Origin of the sequence: Geomonas sp. RF6, from assembly GCF_021044625.1 — a bacterium.
Lineage (GTDB): Bacteria > Desulfobacterota > Desulfuromonadia > Geobacterales > Geobacteraceae > RF6.
In genome coordinates this window covers 4,273,361-4,289,758 of record NZ_CP087999.1, presented here as the reverse complement: position 1 = coordinate 4,289,758, position 16,398 = coordinate 4,273,361, and the positions used below count along the sequence as shown (strand labels likewise).

Below are 16,398 nucleotides of genomic sequence, written 5' to 3'. Positions count from 1 at the left end.
GACCTACTCCTCCTGAATGCTCAGCTGCAGCGTCACCGTCTTCGAGCGGGATCCGGAGCGGATTACCAGCGGCAGACGCAAAAGCCCCTGGCTGAGCTCCGCGGCTCCGGAAAGCTCGAGCGACAGCCCGCCCTCCTCTTCCGCTGCGACATGCGACTCTGGCGCCTTCACCTCCGGCGCCTTCACTTCCGGATAAAGGGGTATGTCAGGCGCCGCCACCGGGTGCTCCTCGTAGTGCGGCATGTGAGGCTCTTCCTGCGCTGCCGGAGCCTGAGGCTCCTCTACCGGTGCCACAGGCTCCTCGACCGGAGTCTCTACAACCTCCTTCATGCTCTCCGGCCCGACGATCCCCTCCAGCCCCTTGCGGCGCAGATCGAGCAGCACCGACTTCACCAGCGCGAGGAGGGGCTGGATCACCCCTTCCCCCTCCTGGCTCGACGCCTCGAAACTGGGCATGCCGGAAGCGTTCAGCATCCGGTTCAGGTCGGCGGCCGGAAGCGCATCGGGGAGATCCTTCTTGTTGTACTGGAAGACGGTCGGCACAGACTCGAGGCTCGTGCCGTACCCGCCGAGATGGGCGTTCAGCTTCTCCAGGCTTTCGCGGTTGGCGGAGACGCGGTCGATGGAGGAGTCGGCGACGAAGACGATACCGTCGGCCCCCTTCAGAACCATCTTCCACGCGGCGGCGTCGATCGTCTCTCCGGAAATGGTGTACAGATGGAAGCGGACGCGAAACCCGTGCACGTTGCTGTCCCCCGGGGGGGTGAAGTCGAAGAAGAGCATACGGGCGTCCTTCACCTGCATCCCCTTCATAGCGCCGCGAAACTCCGGTTTCAGCTTCCCGAATATGTGGCGCAGGCTGGTGCCCTTCCCGGAGAGCCCCGGTCCGAAGTACACCACCTTTGCGTTGATTTCACGTTTTGCCTGATTTACCAGAGCCATCTAAGCCCCCTTCATTACCTGTCTTTTTTTGCCAAGAGAATCCTGCGGGCCTGCGTGGCGACCACGGTGGAGACGTTCTTGCTCTTTGCCACCGCGGCAAGGTCCTTTTCCGAGAGGGTCGCCACGAAGCGCAGCGCCGTCTGCAGCGGCGTCTTGTGGTTCCACGCCAGCGCCCGTCTGATCTGATAATTCTTCACCCACTCCTTGTTGGCGCAGATGACGCGCATGATCTCGTCGTTTTGTACCGCCGACTTCGCTACGGCGAGTACCTCCGACTCCGTCAGGCGCGGGTTTTTGACGACTGCCGCAGAGACGAGCTTGTTGGAGTCCTTGATGAGGATGCTGCGCCACTCCTTGTCGCCGGTGAGCGCCATCTTGATCTTTTCCGAGACCTTCATGTCCTGGGAGAGCTGGTACTTGGAGCGGAACTCCTCGCTCTCCTCGTCGACCTCGCCGTCATCCTCTTCTTCAATCGGAGACGCGCCCTCACCATCGGGGAGCTCGGGAAGTGCCAGCGAAAACACCCCCTGCTGGACGAGAAAGGTAGCGGTCTGCTCGCCGAGATGCGGATGTTCCCGGAAGAGTCCGGCGAGCTCCGGCTTTCCGTAATGGAGCCGGGCGAGCGCGTCGACGAGCCGCGGGTGCAACTCGGGGTTGGAGAGAAGCCGGGTGAGTACCGGGAGGTCGAGTCCCTTCAGCGTCCCCATCGCCCGTGCCTTCACCTCCGGGTCCGGGTCGTGGCAGAGGTAGTATACCAGCAGCACAAGATCCGTCTCGGGCAGTTGCACCGCCCCGGCGGCCGCCTGCAGCTTCGCATCCCTGGAAGCAGCCGCCCCGACGTAGGGAGCGGCTGCCGCGGAAATGGTGAAAGTCTTCGCTGTGCTCACGACGCTCCGTTCGCTACTGCTGGGCCTTAACGACCTGCCCTGCTATACCGTTCGTCTTCAATGTGCGAGCAGCCTTTTCGGCAGAGACGCGGTCCGGGAAGGCGCCGGCGCGCACCTTGGTGACCGACACAGGGGTATTCGCACTCTTCATGAGGAGCTTTATCCCCATGTCGAAAAGACGGTTCTGCTCGAGAGTGGCCTTCTTCTCGCGCAGGTACGAACCTGCGTAGACGGCATAACGCCCGTTCTCGGGGAGGATGAAAGCGCTCGGCGCCACAGTCTTTAGACGATCGAGCTGCTCCTTTGCCTCGTCGTGGTCGGCAAAGTCGGCAAGGAAGAGGCGGTGCATCGTCTCCCCCTTCTTCACCTTCGTCTTTACCACCTTCGGAATGCCGGCCTTTTTCACCTTTGCCACCACGTTGTCGACCTCACTCTCAGGGAGGTCGCCGATCTCCACGGCGTAGGCGGCACGTGCGGGAGTCGCGGCTGCCTTGGCGCCCCCTGCGGTACCTTCAGGCGCTGCCTCCTTCCCTTTGGCGCCCTGGGGCGCTGCAGTCTGGGCGGGTTTCCCTTCCTTGGCGCCTTTGGCTGCTGCGGCACCCTTGGAGCCGTTTGGCTGTGCAGCTGCCGTCTGCGCCTGTTGCGCGGGCTTGGCGGCGGGTTTGGCAGGGATCGGCGCCTTGGCGACTGCGGCACCTTTGGCCGGAGCCGGTGCCGGAGCGGGTTTCGCGGGGGCCGGCTTCGCCGCCTGCTGGGCGGGTTTCGCAGCGGCCGGTGCGGCAGGTTTGGCAGCAGCGGGTGCGGCAGGGGCGGGCTTTGCGGCGGCGGCTGGTGCAGGAGCCGGTCTCGCGCCGTGAGCAGGAGCGCCAGGCTGCCCAGGCTTGGCCGCGGGCGCCGCGGCCCCTTGCGGTTGCGGCTTCGCACCCTGGTCCGCGGCAGGCGCTGCGGCGGGAGCGGGATGTCCCGCCTGGGCAACCTGGGCGGGCGCGGGCACAGCCGCCGTCTGCGCAGGGCGCGGAGGAAGCGGTCTCTTCACCTGCACTGTCGAAGTCGGCGCCGGTGCCTGCTCCGGGGCGGCTGCCTCCTGACGAGGCTTTATAAGCCCGGTAAAGAAGTAGAGGTAGACGAAGGCGAGGATGAGCAGCAAGAGGACCAGCAACTGCTTGGAGCTCTTCTTTTCTGCACCCTGCCCATCACGACCCGAAAAAAATGACTTCGCCATCGACAACTTCCTCCCTTGCGTTTCCTTAAGTGATACTTACTGCCTGGCCGCCGGAACCACGCGGTGCATCTGCAGCTTTCAAACGTGTGATGTTAGCACTTTACAGCGGAATTTGCTGCGCCCGTATCAGCACAGACGGCGGCCCCGCCGGAACTTCCGGACGGCTTTTTTGGCTGCGGCAAAAACAGGCAAAGCGCGTTCGGGGGAACGCGCCGCCTTGGGTAGTGCGTTTCTTTTGAGGTGAACCGTGCTTCCCTAGTGTCCGTTCTTCCCGTTCGTGGCACCCTTCTGTGACTCCGTGATGATCTTCTGGCTCAGGTGGGACGGGACCTCTTCGTAGTGCGAGAACTCCGCCGAGAACATGCCGCGGTCACTGGTCATGGAGCGGAGGTCGTTGGAGTAGGTCAACACCTCCGACATCGGGACGACGGCACGGATGATCTGGGAGTTCGCTTTCGGCTCCACCCCCACGACCTTGCCGCGCCTGGAGTTCAGGTCGCCGATGACGTCGCCCATGTTCTCGTCCGGCACCGTTATCTTCATATTCATGATAGGCTCGAGGAGCACCGGCTTGCACTGCTCCATCGCCTTCTTGAATGCCATCGACCCCGCGACCTTGAAGGCAAGCTCTGAGGAGTCGACGGTGTGGAACGAACCGTCGAAAAGGGCGACCTTGAAGTCGACCACGGGGTAGCCGGCGAGGAACCCCTCCTTTGCCGCATCCTGGATGCCGCGGTCGACAGCGGGGATGTACTGGCGCGGAATGACGCCGCCCACGATCTTGTCCTCGAACTGGTACCCTTCGCCGCGCCCGGTCGGGGTGATCTCGATCCAGCAGTCTCCGTACTGGCCGCGCCCCCCCGACTGCTTCTTGTATTTCCCCTGTACCTTCGCGGAGCCGCGCACCGTTTCGAGGTACGGTACCTTCGGCGTCTTCAGGATCACGTCGACGCCGAACTTGCGCTTCATCTTCTCCACGATGACTTCGAGATGCACCTGCCCCATCCCGGAGATGATGAACTCCTTCGTCTGGGGATCGCGGTGCGTCTCCATGGTCGGCTCTTCCTCGATGATGCGGGCGAGTGCGGAGTGGATCTTGTCCTCGTCCGCCTTCGTTTTCGGCGCGATGGCGTAGGAGATGACCGGCTGCAGGAGCTTCGCGGGCTCATAGACGATCGGCTTCCCCTCTTCGCAGAGGGTGTCTCCGGTAACCGTCTCCTTGAGCTTCGAGACCGCCACGATGTCCCCTGCCACCGCCTGCTTTATCGGGTGCTGCTTCTTCCCTTCGAGCTCGTAGATCTGCCCGATGCGCTCCTGGACCCCCTTGGAGGAGTTGTACACCACCGAGTCGGAGTTGAGCACGCCGGAGAAGACGCGGAAGATGGTGATCTTTCCGGTGTAGGGGTCGGAGGTCGTCTTGAAGACCTGCGCGGAGAACGGCTCGCTCTCCGAGGGCTTGCGCTCCAGGATCTCGTCGGAGCCAGGCTTCGTCCCCACCGCCGGGGTGCGATCAAGCGGAGAAGGGAGATAGCCGCATACCGCGTCAAGGAGCTGCGCGACCCCTATATTCATGGTGGCGGAACCGCACAGTACCGGGGTGAAGGTGTTGCGCAGCGTGCCGACTCTGAGCCCGTCGAGAATCTCCTCCTCGGTCAGGTCCCCTGTCTCCAGAAACTTCTCGGTAAGGGCGTCGTACGCCTCGGCCACCGTCTCCACCATCCGCTCACGCAGGCGCGTTGCCTCGGCAAGGTACTCCGCGGGAATTTCCGTTTCGCCGAAGCTTCCCGAGAGGTCCTTCTCGTAACGGTACGCCTTCATCTTCACGAGGTCGATGACGCCGGAGAAGTTCTCCTCCGATCCGAGGGGCATCTGGATCGCCACGCCGCGGGCCCCGAGCGCCTTCTCCATGTCGTCTATGGCGCGCAAGAAGTTCGCCCTCTCGCGGTCCATCTTGTTGACGAAGGCGATGCGCGCAACCTCGAATTCGTTCGCCCACTCCCAGACCTCTTCGGTCTGCACCTTCACGCCGGAGATGGCGGAGAGGAGAACGACGGCGCAGTCGAGAGCCCTCATGCAGGCGCGGGTGTCGGCGATGAAGTTGCCGTAGCCCGGGGTGTCGACGAGGTGAATGGAGCAGGTCTTCCACTCGCAGTGGTCCAGCGAAGAGGTGATGGAGATCTTTCTCTTGATCTCCTCCGGTTCAAAATCCATCGTCGAGGTGCCGTCGTCGACCCTGCCGAGGCGGTCGATCATGCCGGTGTTGAAGAGAATCGCCTCCGCAAGCGAGGTTTTTCCCGCACCTCCGTGAGCTACAATACCCAGGTTTCTCAGCCTCGATGTCTCATACCTTCCCATAGCGCCCCCCTAAACGATTACAGTTAGAGTCGGTTTGAGTTTTCCCAAACCGTTACAGACGTGAGCAAGAACAACGACTGACCTTCAACGATGTGCTGTGATGTGCGTGATTTTTTCCCGGAAACCTCCTCTCATCCCTGTTTCAGATTTTGAACTTCACCCGGAGCGTGCTACTTGTTCCTCTGGTAGATGATCCTCAGCCCCTCGAGGGTGAGGAACTCGTCGACCTCCTCGATGGTGTTCGACTCCGGCGCGATGAGGGAGGCGAGCCCGCCGGTGGCGATGACCTTTGCCGACTCCTTGCCGTCCGCCTGCATGCGCTGCACGATGCCGTCGACCAGTCCCACGTAGCCGAAGAAGATCCCGGCCTGCATGGAGTTCACCGTGTTCTTCGCGATGATCGTCGGTGGGCGCACGATCTCAACCCGGGGCAACTTGCTCGCCTTCTGGAAGAGCGCCTCCATGGAGATCATGAGTCCGGGGGCGATGGCGCCGCCGCAGTACTCCCCCTTCCTGTTGACGTAGTCAAAGGTGGTGGCGGTGCCGAAGTCGACGATGATGAGCGCCCGGCGGTGTTTCTCGAACCCCGCGATGGCGTTCACGATGCGGTCGGCGCCGACTTCCTTCGGGTTGTCGTAATGGATCGGCATCCCTGTCTTGATGCCGGGTCCGACGATGTAGGGGGTGATGCCGAAGTACTGCTGGGCGAGCCTTTCGAGGACGCCGGTGAGGGTGGGGACCACGGAGGAGATGATGATATCGCTCACATCGCCGAAACCGATGTCGGCGAGGCGAAAGAGATCGTGAAAGAGGATGCCGTATTCGTCCGCGGTCCTCGATTTGTCGGTGGACACGCGCCAGTCACGGACAAGCCTCTTCTCGTCGTAGATTCCCAACACGATATTGCTGTTGCCAACATCGATCACCAGCAGCAAAAGATACCCCTCCTCACATAGCAGTGCTTCAATATATATACTTCGGCGGACCAGTCAGACCAGTCAGACCAGTCAGACCAGTCAGACCAGTCAGACCAGTCAGACCAGTCAGACCAGTCGGACCAGTCCGATCTCGGTGCTACGCCCTCTTCTGCAGCGTCACATCCCCGGAAAGCACCGTCTCCACGGCGCCATCCGGCCGCTCCACCAGCAGCGCGCCGAACTGGTCCACCCCGCGCGCCACGCCCTGCAGGACCCGGTCCCCCATGACAACTGTGACTCCGCGATCCCGCAGGTCCGAGCGCGCCAGCCACTCCTCACGCACCGGCCTCTCCCCCTGGGTGAGGAAAAGATCGTACAGGGAGTCCAGCTCTTCCAGGAGAACGCGGGTGAAAGCTACCCGGTCGACGGCGACTCCACCCTCTTCCATCAGTGAGGTCGCCGGGTGGCGCAGCCCGTTGCCTAACTGCTCCGCGGTCATGTTCAGGTTCACCCCGATCCCCAGCACCACGAAGTTCACCTGCTCTGTCTCCGCGTTCATCTCGTTCAGGAGACCGCATACCTTCTTTCCCGAAACGAGGAGATCGTTGGGCCACTTGATCTCGGAGACCAGTGTGGTGCACTTTTCCACGGCCCGGGCCACGGCAACCACGGAGAGAAAGGTTAGCTGACAGGCGGCAAGCGGTGCAATGGGTGGGCGCAGTATCACCGAGCAGTAAAGATTGACTCCGGGGGGGGAGAGCCAGGTGCGCCCGAGCCTCCCCTTCCCCGCTGTCTGGGTATCCGCCAGCACGACGGTCCCCTCGGCGGCCCCTTCTTCGGCGAGCCTGAAGGCGTGGGTGTTGGTGGAATCGATCTCCTTGAGGCAGATGATCTCACGCCCGACCCGGCGGGTGGCGAGCCCGGAGCCTATGTCCATCGGGGCGAGGAGATCGGCGGGGGACAGAAGGGAGTACCCCTTCGCGGGGACCGCGTTTATCCGGTACCCCTTCAGGCGCAGCCCCTTGATGTGCTTCCAGATGGCGGTACGGGATACCCCAAGACGCGCGCTCAACTCTTCACCGGAAAGGAATCCCTCGGTCTCGCGCAAAAAGTGCAGTATCCTCTCGTCCACCCCTGCTCTGCTCAATACTCCTCCATCAGCATGGAGATATCCATCGCGCGGACCGAGTGGGTCAGAGCCCCGACGGAGATGATGTCCACACCGGTCTGGGCGATCCCCCTGATGGTCTGGAGGTTCACGCCGCCGGAAGCCTCCACCAGCGCCCTCCCGGCGATAAGTTGCACCGCCTCGCGCATCTCGTCATTGGTCATGTTGTCGAGCATGATGATGTCGGCGCCCGCCTCCAGCGCCTGCTTTACATCGTCCAGCGTCTCCGTCTCCACCTCTATCTTCAGGGTGTGCGGGATGTAGGCGCGGGCCATGCGCACCGCATTGGCGATCCCCCCCGCTGCCGCGATGTGATTTTCCTTGATGAGAACTCCGTCGTAGAGCCCGGTGCGGTGGTTCGTGCCGCCGCCGACGCGCACCGCGTACTTCTCCAGCACCCTGAGCCCCGGGGTGGTCTTCCTGGTGTCCACGACGCGCGCCGAGGTACCGTCGAGCTCCTGCACGTACTGCGCGGTCTGGGTGGCGATGCCGCACATGCGCTGCATGAGGTTGAGGCTCACCCGCTCCCCCTGCAGGAGGGATGCGGCGTCGCCGGTTACTTCAGCTATCAGGTCGCCCTTGGCGAGCTTTTCGCCGTCGGAAAAATGCGCCTGGAACGAAAGGGAGGGATCGACGAGCTCGAAAACGCGACGCGCAACCGCTATCCCGGCAAGGACCATCGGCTCCTTCGCGATGAGGCGGGCACGCATGGTGCGCGGCGCGGAAAGCACGGCAAGTGTGGTAATGTCGCCAGTGTGAATGTCCTCGGCGAGCGCATTCTCAATAATACGGTCAAGTCCCTGCATCTATTACTCCTCGTTGTAAAGAGGCTTTTTTTATAGCACAGGTTAACATACCCCGCAACCGCTATTAATGACAATGCAGAGCCCCGCCTAGCGCCATTCCGCGGGCACGCCGGCGCGGTCAGCTTCCTGCTGGAGGATCTTCAACTCCTCCTGAAGCTCCGTTATCCTCGCCTGGTCCTTGTCGATCTCCGCGGCGAGCTCGTTCGAGGCGACCCGGTCCTTCGGACGCTGGAAAATGACGTGTCGCCGGCGCGACTCGGTCAGCCGCTGCTGCTTTGCCGAGAGGCCGTTTTGCAAGGTGGCGATCTGGGTGCGCGCGGTCTCGAAGCGGCTGCGCCACCAGAGCCCGGTGCGGCCGCCATAGGTGTCGCCGGAAGGTTTTCCAACGACAGAGGGAAGGGTCTGTGCGGGTGCGGTGGAGCCGCCAGGCGCACCGCCGGTACCCCCACCGACCGCCCCGCCAGGCGCACCTTGCGGCGACGGCTCCGGCGGTCCGAAATCGCGCACCCGGACCTTGTCGCGATAGCTGTTTGGGACGTTCTTTATGTTGTCGGTAAAATGAAGGACGCCCCGGCTGTCTTTCCACTCGTATACCGGGGCGCCCTGGCAGATGAGAGGCATCTGCAGCAACAGAACTGTGATAAGGGCTACTCTTCTCATGACTTCCCCCACGACCTGCGACTCCTCGTTTCCTCTCCCGCCACCGTCCTCAAAAGGTGACCGGTCGGGAGAGATGCGGCTCTTCCAGTACCTACTATAGATAGTACTGTGAGCCCCGCCAAAGTGCAGGAAAAAGAGGAGAGTTGCAGCAGTAATCTGCGGTATTAAAAGACAATTTTTTAATTTGACGCCCCCTGAGCGGGTGTGTATACTACCCGGCTGTTGCCCCGCCGACACCTCTTTATTAATCCCTGTTTTCAAGGAGTATCTTCATGCAGTTTCGTGTCGCCATCCTCACTGTACTACTTCTCTGTGCCGCCCCGCAGATGCTCCTTGCGAAAGAGACCAAGGACATCAAGTATTCTTTCAAGAATGCTGATCCTGTCACATTCAGTCACGACATTCACCTGAAGCAATATAACAACAATTGCCGGATCTGCCACAACACCATCTACGATCTGAAAGATCGTCGGCACTACACCATGCAGGAGATGGAAAAGACCAAGTCCTGTGGTGCGTGTCACACCGGTGTGAAGGCCTTCAGCGTTGCGACTGACAAAGACTGTGTCAACTGTCACAAAGGGAAGGCGCGCGACATAGAGTACAGCATGAAGGGCGCGCCCGACGCGACCTTCAGCCACTCCTCTCACCTCGCAAAGCTCGGCGGGAAGTGCAAGGCGTGCCACAACGGCAAGACGATCATTACCGGACAGCACGTCACCATGGCCGAGATGGAAAAAGGGAAAAGCTGCGGCGCCTGCCACAACGACAAGAAGGCGTTCACCGCTGCCGGAAACTGCGGCAACTGCCACAAGGGGATGAAGACGCGGGAGATCACCTTCAAGTCCAAGGGGATCGCCCCTGCCCTCTTCAGCCACAAGGTTCACACCGCCGCCTACAGCTGCAAGGAGTGCCACACGAAGCTCTTCCCGTACCAGGCAGGGGTGAAACACGCCACCATGGCGCAGATGGAGAAGGGGAAATCGTGCGGCGCCTGCCATGACGGCAAGACCACCTTCAGCGCGGCCGGCGACTGCAACAAGTGCCACAAGGGTTACAAGCCGGGGAACATCACCTTCAAAAACCCCGGCGGCCCGGTGAAGTTCAGCCACGAGTATCACCTCGGCATGTACAAGTGCCAGGACTGCCACACCAAGATCTTCCCGTACAAGGCGGGGGTAAAGCACTACACCATGTTCCAGATGGACCAGGGGAAATCGTGCGGCGCCTGCCACAACCAGAAGGACGCCTTCGGGTCGACCGGCGACTGCGACAAGTGCCACACGAAGTAACCTCGAGCGAGGCGCTCTGACGTTAGATACTGAGCAGTAAAAAGAAGGGGCGCGTTCCCAGGACGCGCCCCTTCTCCTTTTCCGGACTCCGCTGAAACGTGCCGGAGATCCCCCCTCCCTCGACGATCCCCCCTTTTCCGCCATCAATGTGCATAGCAGGTACAGGCGCCCCCTCATCGTTCAAGTTCTGAACACCACCCCAGCCAGCGACCAACGTCCCATCGACCAGTTCCTCCATGATTCCCGCGCGGTTCCTCCCTCTCTCCCCCATCCGCATGTGGCACCCGTATTGAAGAATCCTCATGCAGCACATGAATGATTTGCGGTTCGACCGAAAAGCGTCCTGCCGTCTGCACAGGGGGGTAAGCGAGAAAAACAGGGGCTTCCCTGCAGAGGAGGAAAAATGAAGACATCGGATCTAACAGTGATGCTATGTGCCGTGGCTCTTGTAGGCGCCGGGGGAACCGTTCTGGGAACGCCGGTACAGCTGCTGAGCGGGAGCTACTTCAAGGCTGGTGCGGGGATACAGTCGACCGGCGGCTACGAGGAGAGCAGACGGTGGATCCCCGATTTCGAAGACGAATACTTTGATGTGGCCTCGATCAGAAACGGCCCGCAACAGTCGCAGACGTCTCTCACCATTGACGACGGAGACAGATACCAGATCCACTTCCAGACCCGCCACAGCTACGAACGGGGAGGTTTCAGCGACTCCATCCTCGACCTTCTCCTTCTGGTGAACGAAAAGACCACTTTCTCGGTGACCGGATCATTCGTCCCGGGAGGGACGGTGACCTGGTACGGGAACACCTTTGCAATCACTGATTCCGCAACACGGGAGGAAGTCGTCGGAAACACTCTCGAGCCGGGGAGGTACCTCCTCAGCTTCCACGATTACATCACCTACAACGAAAATGCGCTGTCCAGCAACGGGAGCGGGGTCGTTCAGGTCCCGGCGCACGGCAACTCCACGGGGGACTACACCGTTACCTTTACCCCCGCCACGCCTCCGACACCCGGTCGCGACCCCACGAAGATCCTTATCCTGGGACTCTGCGTGGCAGGGGGGACCGTCGCCGGATTACTATGGAAGAGACGGTCACCGACGCAGTAACCGCCGAAAAAAGCCTGTGGCACATTCGCCACAGGCTTTTTTCTTTTATCGAGAATGAAGCACGGTCTTCCGGTCGTACGCGCCACGGGATCTGCCGGAAACGCTCCGCTTATTCCGGCCTACATGTGAAATCGGCACCGGCGAGGCATAAAAAAGGCCGCATCCGAGGATGCGGCCTTTTGTGCTCTAGCGAGAGAAATTACTTCGCTGCGGGAGCTGCAGCCGGAGCTGCCGGTGCTGCCGGAGCTGCTTCTTCTTTCTTGGCAGCTTTCTTTGCTTTCTTCGCTTTCTTTGCTTTCTTGGCTTTTTTAGCCGGAGCTTTTTCTTCTTTCTTCACTTCAGCAGCCGGAGCAGCCGGAGCAGCCGGAGCGGTGGTGTCAGCAGCGAAAACAACGCCAGCAAAAGCAACAGCAACGAGAGCAGCAACGATGGAGGAAACTACTTTTTTCATTTTGAGACTCCTAAAAAATTGATAAAGGCGCAAACCTTTTGCTCTTCATTTAGCACGCGGCATGCCAATCGCCTTCACCGAGATAACACCTTGAAATTACAGGCATGCAAATTGAGTGAAGCAGCGCGACGCACTGAAGAGCACCCTGTATGCTCCAGCTGCCGCCTCATTTGAGGTAGCTGGTGCCGGTCCTCATGAGAGGGGGCGCCGGGGGGTTATTCCTCCTTTTATAGCGTGACATCGGGATTCGGCTTTGTGCTATTATGGTGAAACTGAAGGAGTTAAATATCGTTAGAAAGAAGGTGCCTTAGATGAGAACGAAGGAGTCGGGAAGCAGCCGCAAGTCCACCAGCACGACGAAGGCGAACTCCAAAAAGCAGATCACTGCAAAAAATCCTTCACAGCAGAAAGGCAGAACCAGCTCCAGCAGTAAGAGCAGCCAGACGGCACGCAAATCCTCATCGGGCAAAAAGGGCTCTCAAAGGTAGCCCATACGAACGAACATACAAACCGCATCAGGAAAAGCCCGCGCAGGCAGACTGCACGGGCTTTGTTTTTTGGCATCAACAAAAGATGCACAGAAGCAGCACCATCCTCCCTCCTGACAGTGCAGAACTGTACGGGCAACATTAATTTACCGTGTGTAAAAAAAACTGATAAAAGTTTGGTAGAGTCATTAGCTTGTAGTGTACGTCCTTCTCCAAAGTTGCTATTATTCCCCGGGTCTTACCTGCACCCCGTCAGCTATGACTTCATATGTGTGACGGCAGGCGGCAGAAGTCATCTCACCAGACGAGGAACAGTTTCCGGATGGCAGAATCCACGGAAGTCAGAAAAGCTGCGAGTTCTGCAATGGATGGGTTTACGCAGAGGCCTTCCCATGGCTATAGAACGGCCCCTAATCCTTCCAGCCCCACCCTCACCGTTCATACACCGGTCGACGCGGACGCTGCGGTCTTGGCGGCGGAGCAGCAGATCAGGGAACGTTACGTCCCGCCGTACATTGTAGTTAACGACAGGTTCGAAGCTGTCCACCTCTCCGGTCATGCCTCCACTTTCCTCCACCTCCCATCAGGCGATCTGCCGCGTGACCTCCTGAAACTTGTCGACGAGAAGTTGCGCTCTCCCCTGCACGCACTTCTTGCGAGTGCGTTCGCTGAAGGGAGAGACGTGTCGCTGCGCGGCATTAAGATGCACGGCAACGGAGCCGAGGCCATCGTCAATCTCGTCGCCACCCCTCTTCTGCAGCCTTACGCGGCGGAGAAGCTGGTGATGCTCGCCTTTGAGCCCGATTCACCACCGCCCCCTACGACTGCGGCTGTAGAGCACTTCCAGATCGCATTGCAGGCGGCTCGGGCAGCGACGTGGGAATGGGACATCGTGAGCGACAACAGCATGTGGTCGCCTCAGCTCTGGGAGTTGTACGGACTCGAATCGGGAAGTTGCCCCGCCTGTTTCGAGTCGTGGATAGCGGTGGTGCACCCCGCCGACCGCGCCGAGGCGGTGCTCCACGCACGGGAAGCTGCGCGGCAGGGTATCGAGTTTGATCTCGAGTACCGCATCCTCCGTCCAAACGGAGAGACGCGCTGGTTGCAGTGCCTGGGGCGGCCGCTTTGCAATGAGGAAGGGGCGCTGCGGCGCTACGTGGGGATCGTGCTCGACGTCACCGGGAGGAAGCGCTCCGAGGTTGCGTTGCGGGACGCCATGGCCCAGGTGGAGCAGAACCGGTCGCAGTTCGAGGCAGTCTTTGATTCCGTCGCTGACGGAATCGTTATCTGCGACATGGAGGGAAGCTTCATCTTCGTCAACGCCGCGCAGGCACGCATCAACGAATTCGCCAGCAGAGAGGAAATGAGGCGCGTTCTGGAGGACCGCGCCGGCCAGATTTTCGAGCTGCGCACGCTGGAGCGGGAGGTCGTCCCGCAGGAGGAGTGGCCACTATCGCGGGTGCTAAAGGGTGAGTCGGTGGTGGATGTGGAGTTGCACTGCAGGCGACGCGACACCGGGCGTGAGTGGTACTTCAGCTTCAGCGCGGAGCCGGTGCGGGATAAAAACGGAGAACAGATCCTCGCGGTCGTGATAACCCGGGACATCACGGAGCGGAAGGCGGCTGAAGAGGCGCTGCAGCGCAGCTCAGTGAGGATGAACATTCTGGCCGAGACCGCAAGCGAGCTCCTGGAGAGCAAGGACCCCCAGAAGGTGGTGGAGAAGCTTTGCCTCAGGGTGATGAAGTTCCTCGATTGCCACGTCTTTTTCAACTTCCTCCTCGACGAGGAGACGATGCGCCTGCGCCTCAATGCCCATGCCGGAATCCCCGAAAGTGAGGCGCGCGCCATCGAGTGGCTGGACCTCGGTGTTGCCGTGTGCGGTTGCGTGGCACAGGAAGGGTGCCGCATCGTTGCGGAAGAGATCTCCACGACATCGGACCCCAGAACTGCGCTGGTCAAGTCGTACGGTGTGCAGGCCTACGCCTGCCACCCGCTCGTGTCGGAAGGAAAGGTAATCGGCACCCTGTCTTTCGGCACCCGCAGCAAGAGCGCCTTCACGGAAGACGACCTGTCCCTCATGAAGGCGGTGGCCGACCAGGTCTCCCTTGCCATGGAGCGAAAGATAAACGAGAAGAAGCTGCGCCAGGCGAAGGATGCCGCAGAGGCGGCGAACAGGGCCAAGAGCCGCTTCCTGGCAAACATGAGCCACGAGCTGCGCACCCCGATGACCGGTGTCCTCGGGATGATCGAGCTCGCGCTCGGCGGCACCCTCGAAGAGGAACAGCGCGAACACCTGGAGACGGCCGACCGCTGCGCCCGGTCGCTGCTGAGAATCCTCAACGACATCCTGGACCTTACCAAGGTGGAGGCAGGGAAGATCTCCCTGGAGAGGAAGCCATTCCCCCTGGAGAAATGCCTGCACAGCGCCACGGAGATCCTGGTGGCGAAGGCTCGCCGCAAGGGATTGCAGCTCACGACGTCGTTGCAGGCGGGGCTCCCGGAAATCGTGGTGGGGGACCAGGTGCGGCTCAGGCAGGTCCTGACGAACCTGCTCGGCAATGCGGTGAAGTTCACCGAACGCGGAAGTGTCGATCTGCGGGTAGAGTCGGGGGAGCGCTCCGGCGACGGCACAAGGATCTTCACCTTCTCCGTCACCGACACGGGGATCGGCATACCGGACGACAAGAAACATCTTCTTTTCAGCTCCTTCAGCCAGGTCGACGACTCCAACACCCGGTTGTACGGGGGGACCGGCCTCGGTCTCACCATCTGCAAGGAGCTGGTGGAGCGGATGGGGGGAACTGTTTCCTTTGAGAGCAGGGCCGGGGTCGGCAGCACCTTCTCCTTCACCGTTCCTCTCGAGGAAACCCCTCCCGCCGATGACGCGGCACCGGATCGTGCGCACCTCCCTGTCCAGAGCGAGCCGGCACAACAGGGGGGCGCGGTCTCCCCTCGCCTCCTCGTGGTCGAGGACGACGCAGTGATCAGGCACCTTCTCGCCACCATGCTGGGACGCCTGCAATTCGAGCTCGACATAGCGGAAGACGGCGAGCACGCCGTAGAGATGTGGGAGGAGAAAAAGCACCACCTCATTCTCATGGACATCCAGATGCCGCGCATGGACGGGTTCGAGGCGACGAAGGCGATACGTGAGAAGGAGGATACGGAGGAAGGGGCCCGGACCATCATCGTGGCGATGACCGCCCATGCATCGCAGGAAGACGAGGGGCGATGCCGTGCGGCAGGGATGGACGCCTATCTGACGAAGCCGATCGATTTCAAGAAGACGGTGACGATGATCAGGGAGCTTGTGGCGCAACGGTAGGAGCGATGCCCCGACAGGCCGCGCCAGGGGGCGCTTCAGCCGGGACATCGCGTAAGGCAGGAGGAAAGGTCAGATAGGGGTCTGCTTCAGTCCCTTCACGATGCCGGCGCCCTCCGGTTTTTTACCTGTGCAGCTCACCGTCGCCTTTTCCCACGCCTCCGCTAATTTGCCGCTGTCATCTTTTGCCGTCCCGTCTTCCATCTTCTCCAGAAGAGCCATGGCGTAGTTGTAGTCCGCGTTGCAACGCGCCTCCCTGGCATCGGCGCCTGTGCAGGTAGCGGCCACCTTCGCCCACGCCATGGCAGCCGCCTCGGTATTGTCTGCCTCCTCAAAGTCTGCAGCGCGGTTCCATTCGGCTGCGCACCTGTAGATCCCGGCATTCTCCGCCGCCTCCCTCGAAATGTCCCCCGTGCACATGGCCGCGGCGCTCTCCCACGCGCTGGCGGCGCGCGTGAGGTCGCTGTCGGTATATTCCTTTCCTCCCGAAACTTCCTCAGCGTAGAGGCACCCGGACAGACACCGGTACAGGCCGACCATCCCCGTGGCAAGGAAGGAGATTTCGGTGGGGCAGCTGGCGGTGACCTTGTCCCAGGCGCTGGCCGCCCGGTTCGCCTCGCTGATGGTCATGGTCTCGGCATCTTTCTCAGATGCGCTCCTCGCCCTGTTGAGATCGGCCTGGCAGTCGGCAAACGCAAAAGCTGGAGTGATTACCGAAAGAAGTGCCGCGAAGGACCCGGCGATGATGCGCAACTTGCAACTCGTCCTTTTCAT

At 61.0% G+C, this 16,398-nt stretch carries 14 protein-coding genes; 3 read left to right on the top strand and 11 right to left on the bottom strand.

Features of this window, described 5'->3' with window-relative positions; translation table 11 throughout:
- Positions 1 to 3: 3 nt before the first annotated feature.
- The 8 genes from LPW11_RS18330 to LPW11_RS18295 form a co-directional block, all read right to left on the bottom strand.
- Positions 4 to 942 carry a GTP-binding protein gene (locus LPW11_RS18330; RefSeq protein ID WP_230995318.1) on the bottom strand — a complete coding sequence of 313 codons (939 nt, stop codon included), beginning with the start codon at positions 940 to 942 and terminating at the stop codon, positions 4 to 6.
- A gap of 14 nt (positions 943 to 956) precedes the next feature.
- On the bottom strand, positions 957 to 1,829 hold the full coding sequence (locus LPW11_RS18325; RefSeq protein WP_230995317.1) for a hypothetical protein: 873 nt from the start codon (positions 1,827 to 1,829) through the stop codon (positions 957 to 959).
- A 13-nt stretch (positions 1,830 to 1,842) separates the two neighbouring features.
- On the bottom strand, positions 1,843 to 3,051 hold the full coding sequence (locus LPW11_RS18320) for an SPOR domain-containing protein (protein ID WP_230995316.1): 1,209 nt from the start codon (positions 3,049 to 3,051) through the stop codon (positions 1,843 to 1,845).
- A gap of 255 nt (positions 3,052 to 3,306) precedes the next feature.
- Positions 3,307 to 5,406 carry an elongation factor G gene (gene fusA, locus LPW11_RS18315; RefSeq protein WP_230995315.1) on the bottom strand — a complete coding sequence of 700 codons (2,100 nt, stop codon included), beginning with the start codon at positions 5,404 to 5,406 and terminating at the stop codon, positions 3,307 to 3,309.
- Between the two features lie 170 nt (positions 5,407 to 5,576).
- Positions 5,577 to 6,341, bottom strand: coding sequence for a type III pantothenate kinase (locus LPW11_RS18310; protein WP_230995314.1), 765 nt, complete (start codon positions 6,339 to 6,341; stop codon positions 5,577 to 5,579).
- A 139-nt stretch (positions 6,342 to 6,480) separates the two neighbouring features.
- A complete protein-coding gene (locus LPW11_RS18305) occupies positions 6,481 to 7,470 on the bottom strand; it encodes a biotin--[acetyl-CoA-carboxylase] ligase (protein WP_230995313.1) in 990 nt (329 codons plus the stop codon).
- Complete coding sequence (nadC, locus tag LPW11_RS18300) at positions 7,467 to 8,297, bottom strand: carboxylating nicotinate-nucleotide diphosphorylase (protein ID WP_230995312.1); 831 nt, start codon at positions 8,295 to 8,297, stop codon at positions 7,467 to 7,469. Before nadC ends, LPW11_RS18305 begins: the two co-directional genes overlap by 4 nt.
- Positions 8,298 to 8,384: 87 nt before the next feature.
- Positions 8,385 to 8,957: a DUF4124 domain-containing protein gene (locus LPW11_RS18295; protein ID WP_230995311.1), complete on the bottom strand. Its 573-nt coding sequence runs from the start codon at positions 8,955 to 8,957 to the stop codon at positions 8,385 to 8,387.
- Positions 8,958 to 9,229: 272 nt separating this feature from the next.
- Between LPW11_RS18295 and LPW11_RS18290 the strand changes: the two genes are divergently transcribed.
- A complete protein-coding gene (locus LPW11_RS18290) occupies positions 9,230 to 10,249 on the top strand; it encodes a cytochrome c3 family protein (protein WP_230995310.1) in 1,020 nt (339 codons plus the stop codon).
- A 403-nt stretch (positions 10,250 to 10,652) separates the two neighbouring features.
- The gene (locus tag LPW11_RS18285) at positions 10,653 to 11,363 is read left to right on the top strand and encodes a hypothetical protein (RefSeq protein WP_230995309.1); all 711 of its coding nucleotides are present in this window, start codon (positions 10,653 to 10,655) and stop codon (positions 11,361 to 11,363) included.
- Positions 11,364 to 11,562: 199 nt separating this feature from the next.
- Here LPW11_RS18285 and LPW11_RS18280 read toward each other — a convergent pair whose 3' ends face one another.
- Both LPW11_RS18280 and LPW11_RS18275 read right to left on the bottom strand, forming a co-directional pair.
- Complete coding sequence (locus LPW11_RS18280) at positions 11,563 to 11,814, bottom strand: hypothetical protein (RefSeq protein WP_230995308.1); 252 nt, start codon at positions 11,812 to 11,814, stop codon at positions 11,563 to 11,565.
- A gap of 307 nt (positions 11,815 to 12,121) precedes the next feature.
- Positions 12,122 to 12,283, bottom strand: a complete 162-nt coding sequence (locus tag LPW11_RS18275; protein WP_230995307.1) for a hypothetical protein — start codon at positions 12,281 to 12,283, stop codon at positions 12,122 to 12,124.
- A gap of 383 nt (positions 12,284 to 12,666) precedes the next feature.
- Here LPW11_RS18275 and LPW11_RS18270 point away from each other — a divergent pair, with 383 nt between their 5' ends.
- Positions 12,667 to 15,627: a GAF domain-containing hybrid sensor histidine kinase/response regulator gene (locus LPW11_RS18270; RefSeq protein WP_230995306.1), complete on the top strand. Its 2,961-nt coding sequence runs from the start codon at positions 12,667 to 12,669 to the stop codon at positions 15,625 to 15,627.
- Between the two features lie 69 nt (positions 15,628 to 15,696).
- On the opposite strand, the gene LPW11_RS18265 is transcribed toward LPW11_RS18270, so the two are convergent.
- Positions 15,697 to 16,398 (bottom strand): hypothetical protein, encoded by a 702-nt coding sequence (locus tag LPW11_RS18265; RefSeq protein WP_230995305.1) that lies wholly within the window; start codon positions 16,396 to 16,398, stop codon positions 15,697 to 15,699.

Excerpts from the sequence above, each read along its gene's own strand:
- LPW11_RS18330 (WP_230995318.1), bottom strand. The coding sequence starts at position 942 with ATGGCTCTGGTAAATCAGGCAAAACGTGAAATCAACGCAAAGGTGGTG.
- LPW11_RS18320 (WP_230995316.1), bottom strand. The coding sequence starts at position 3,051 with ATGGCGAAGTCATTTTTTTCGGGTCGTGATGGGCAGGGTGCAGAAAAG.
- fusA (WP_230995315.1), bottom strand. The coding sequence starts at position 5,406 with ATGGGAAGGTATGAGACATCGAGGCTGAGAAACCTGGGTATTGTAGCT.
- nadC (WP_230995312.1), bottom strand. The coding sequence starts at position 8,297 with ATGCAGGGACTTGACCGTATTATTGAGAATGCGCTCGCCGAGGACATT.
- LPW11_RS18295 (WP_230995311.1), bottom strand. The coding sequence starts at position 8,957 with ATGAGAAGAGTAGCCCTTATCACAGTTCTGTTGCTGCAGATGCCTCTC.
- LPW11_RS18290 (WP_230995310.1), top strand. The coding sequence starts at position 9,230 with ATGCAGTTTCGTGTCGCCATCCTCACTGTACTACTTCTCTGTGCCGCC.
- LPW11_RS18285 (WP_230995309.1), top strand. The coding sequence starts at position 10,653 with ATGAAGACATCGGATCTAACAGTGATGCTATGTGCCGTGGCTCTTGTA.
- LPW11_RS18280 (WP_230995308.1), bottom strand. The coding sequence starts at position 11,814 with ATGAAAAAAGTAGTTTCCTCCATCGTTGCTGCTCTCGTTGCTGTTGCT.
- LPW11_RS18270 (WP_230995306.1), top strand. The coding sequence starts at position 12,667 with ATGGATGGGTTTACGCAGAGGCCTTCCCATGGCTATAGAACGGCCCCT.
- LPW11_RS18265 (WP_230995305.1), bottom strand. The coding sequence starts at position 16,398 with ATGAAAAGGACGAGTTGCAAGTTGCGCATCATCGCCGGGTCCTTCGCG.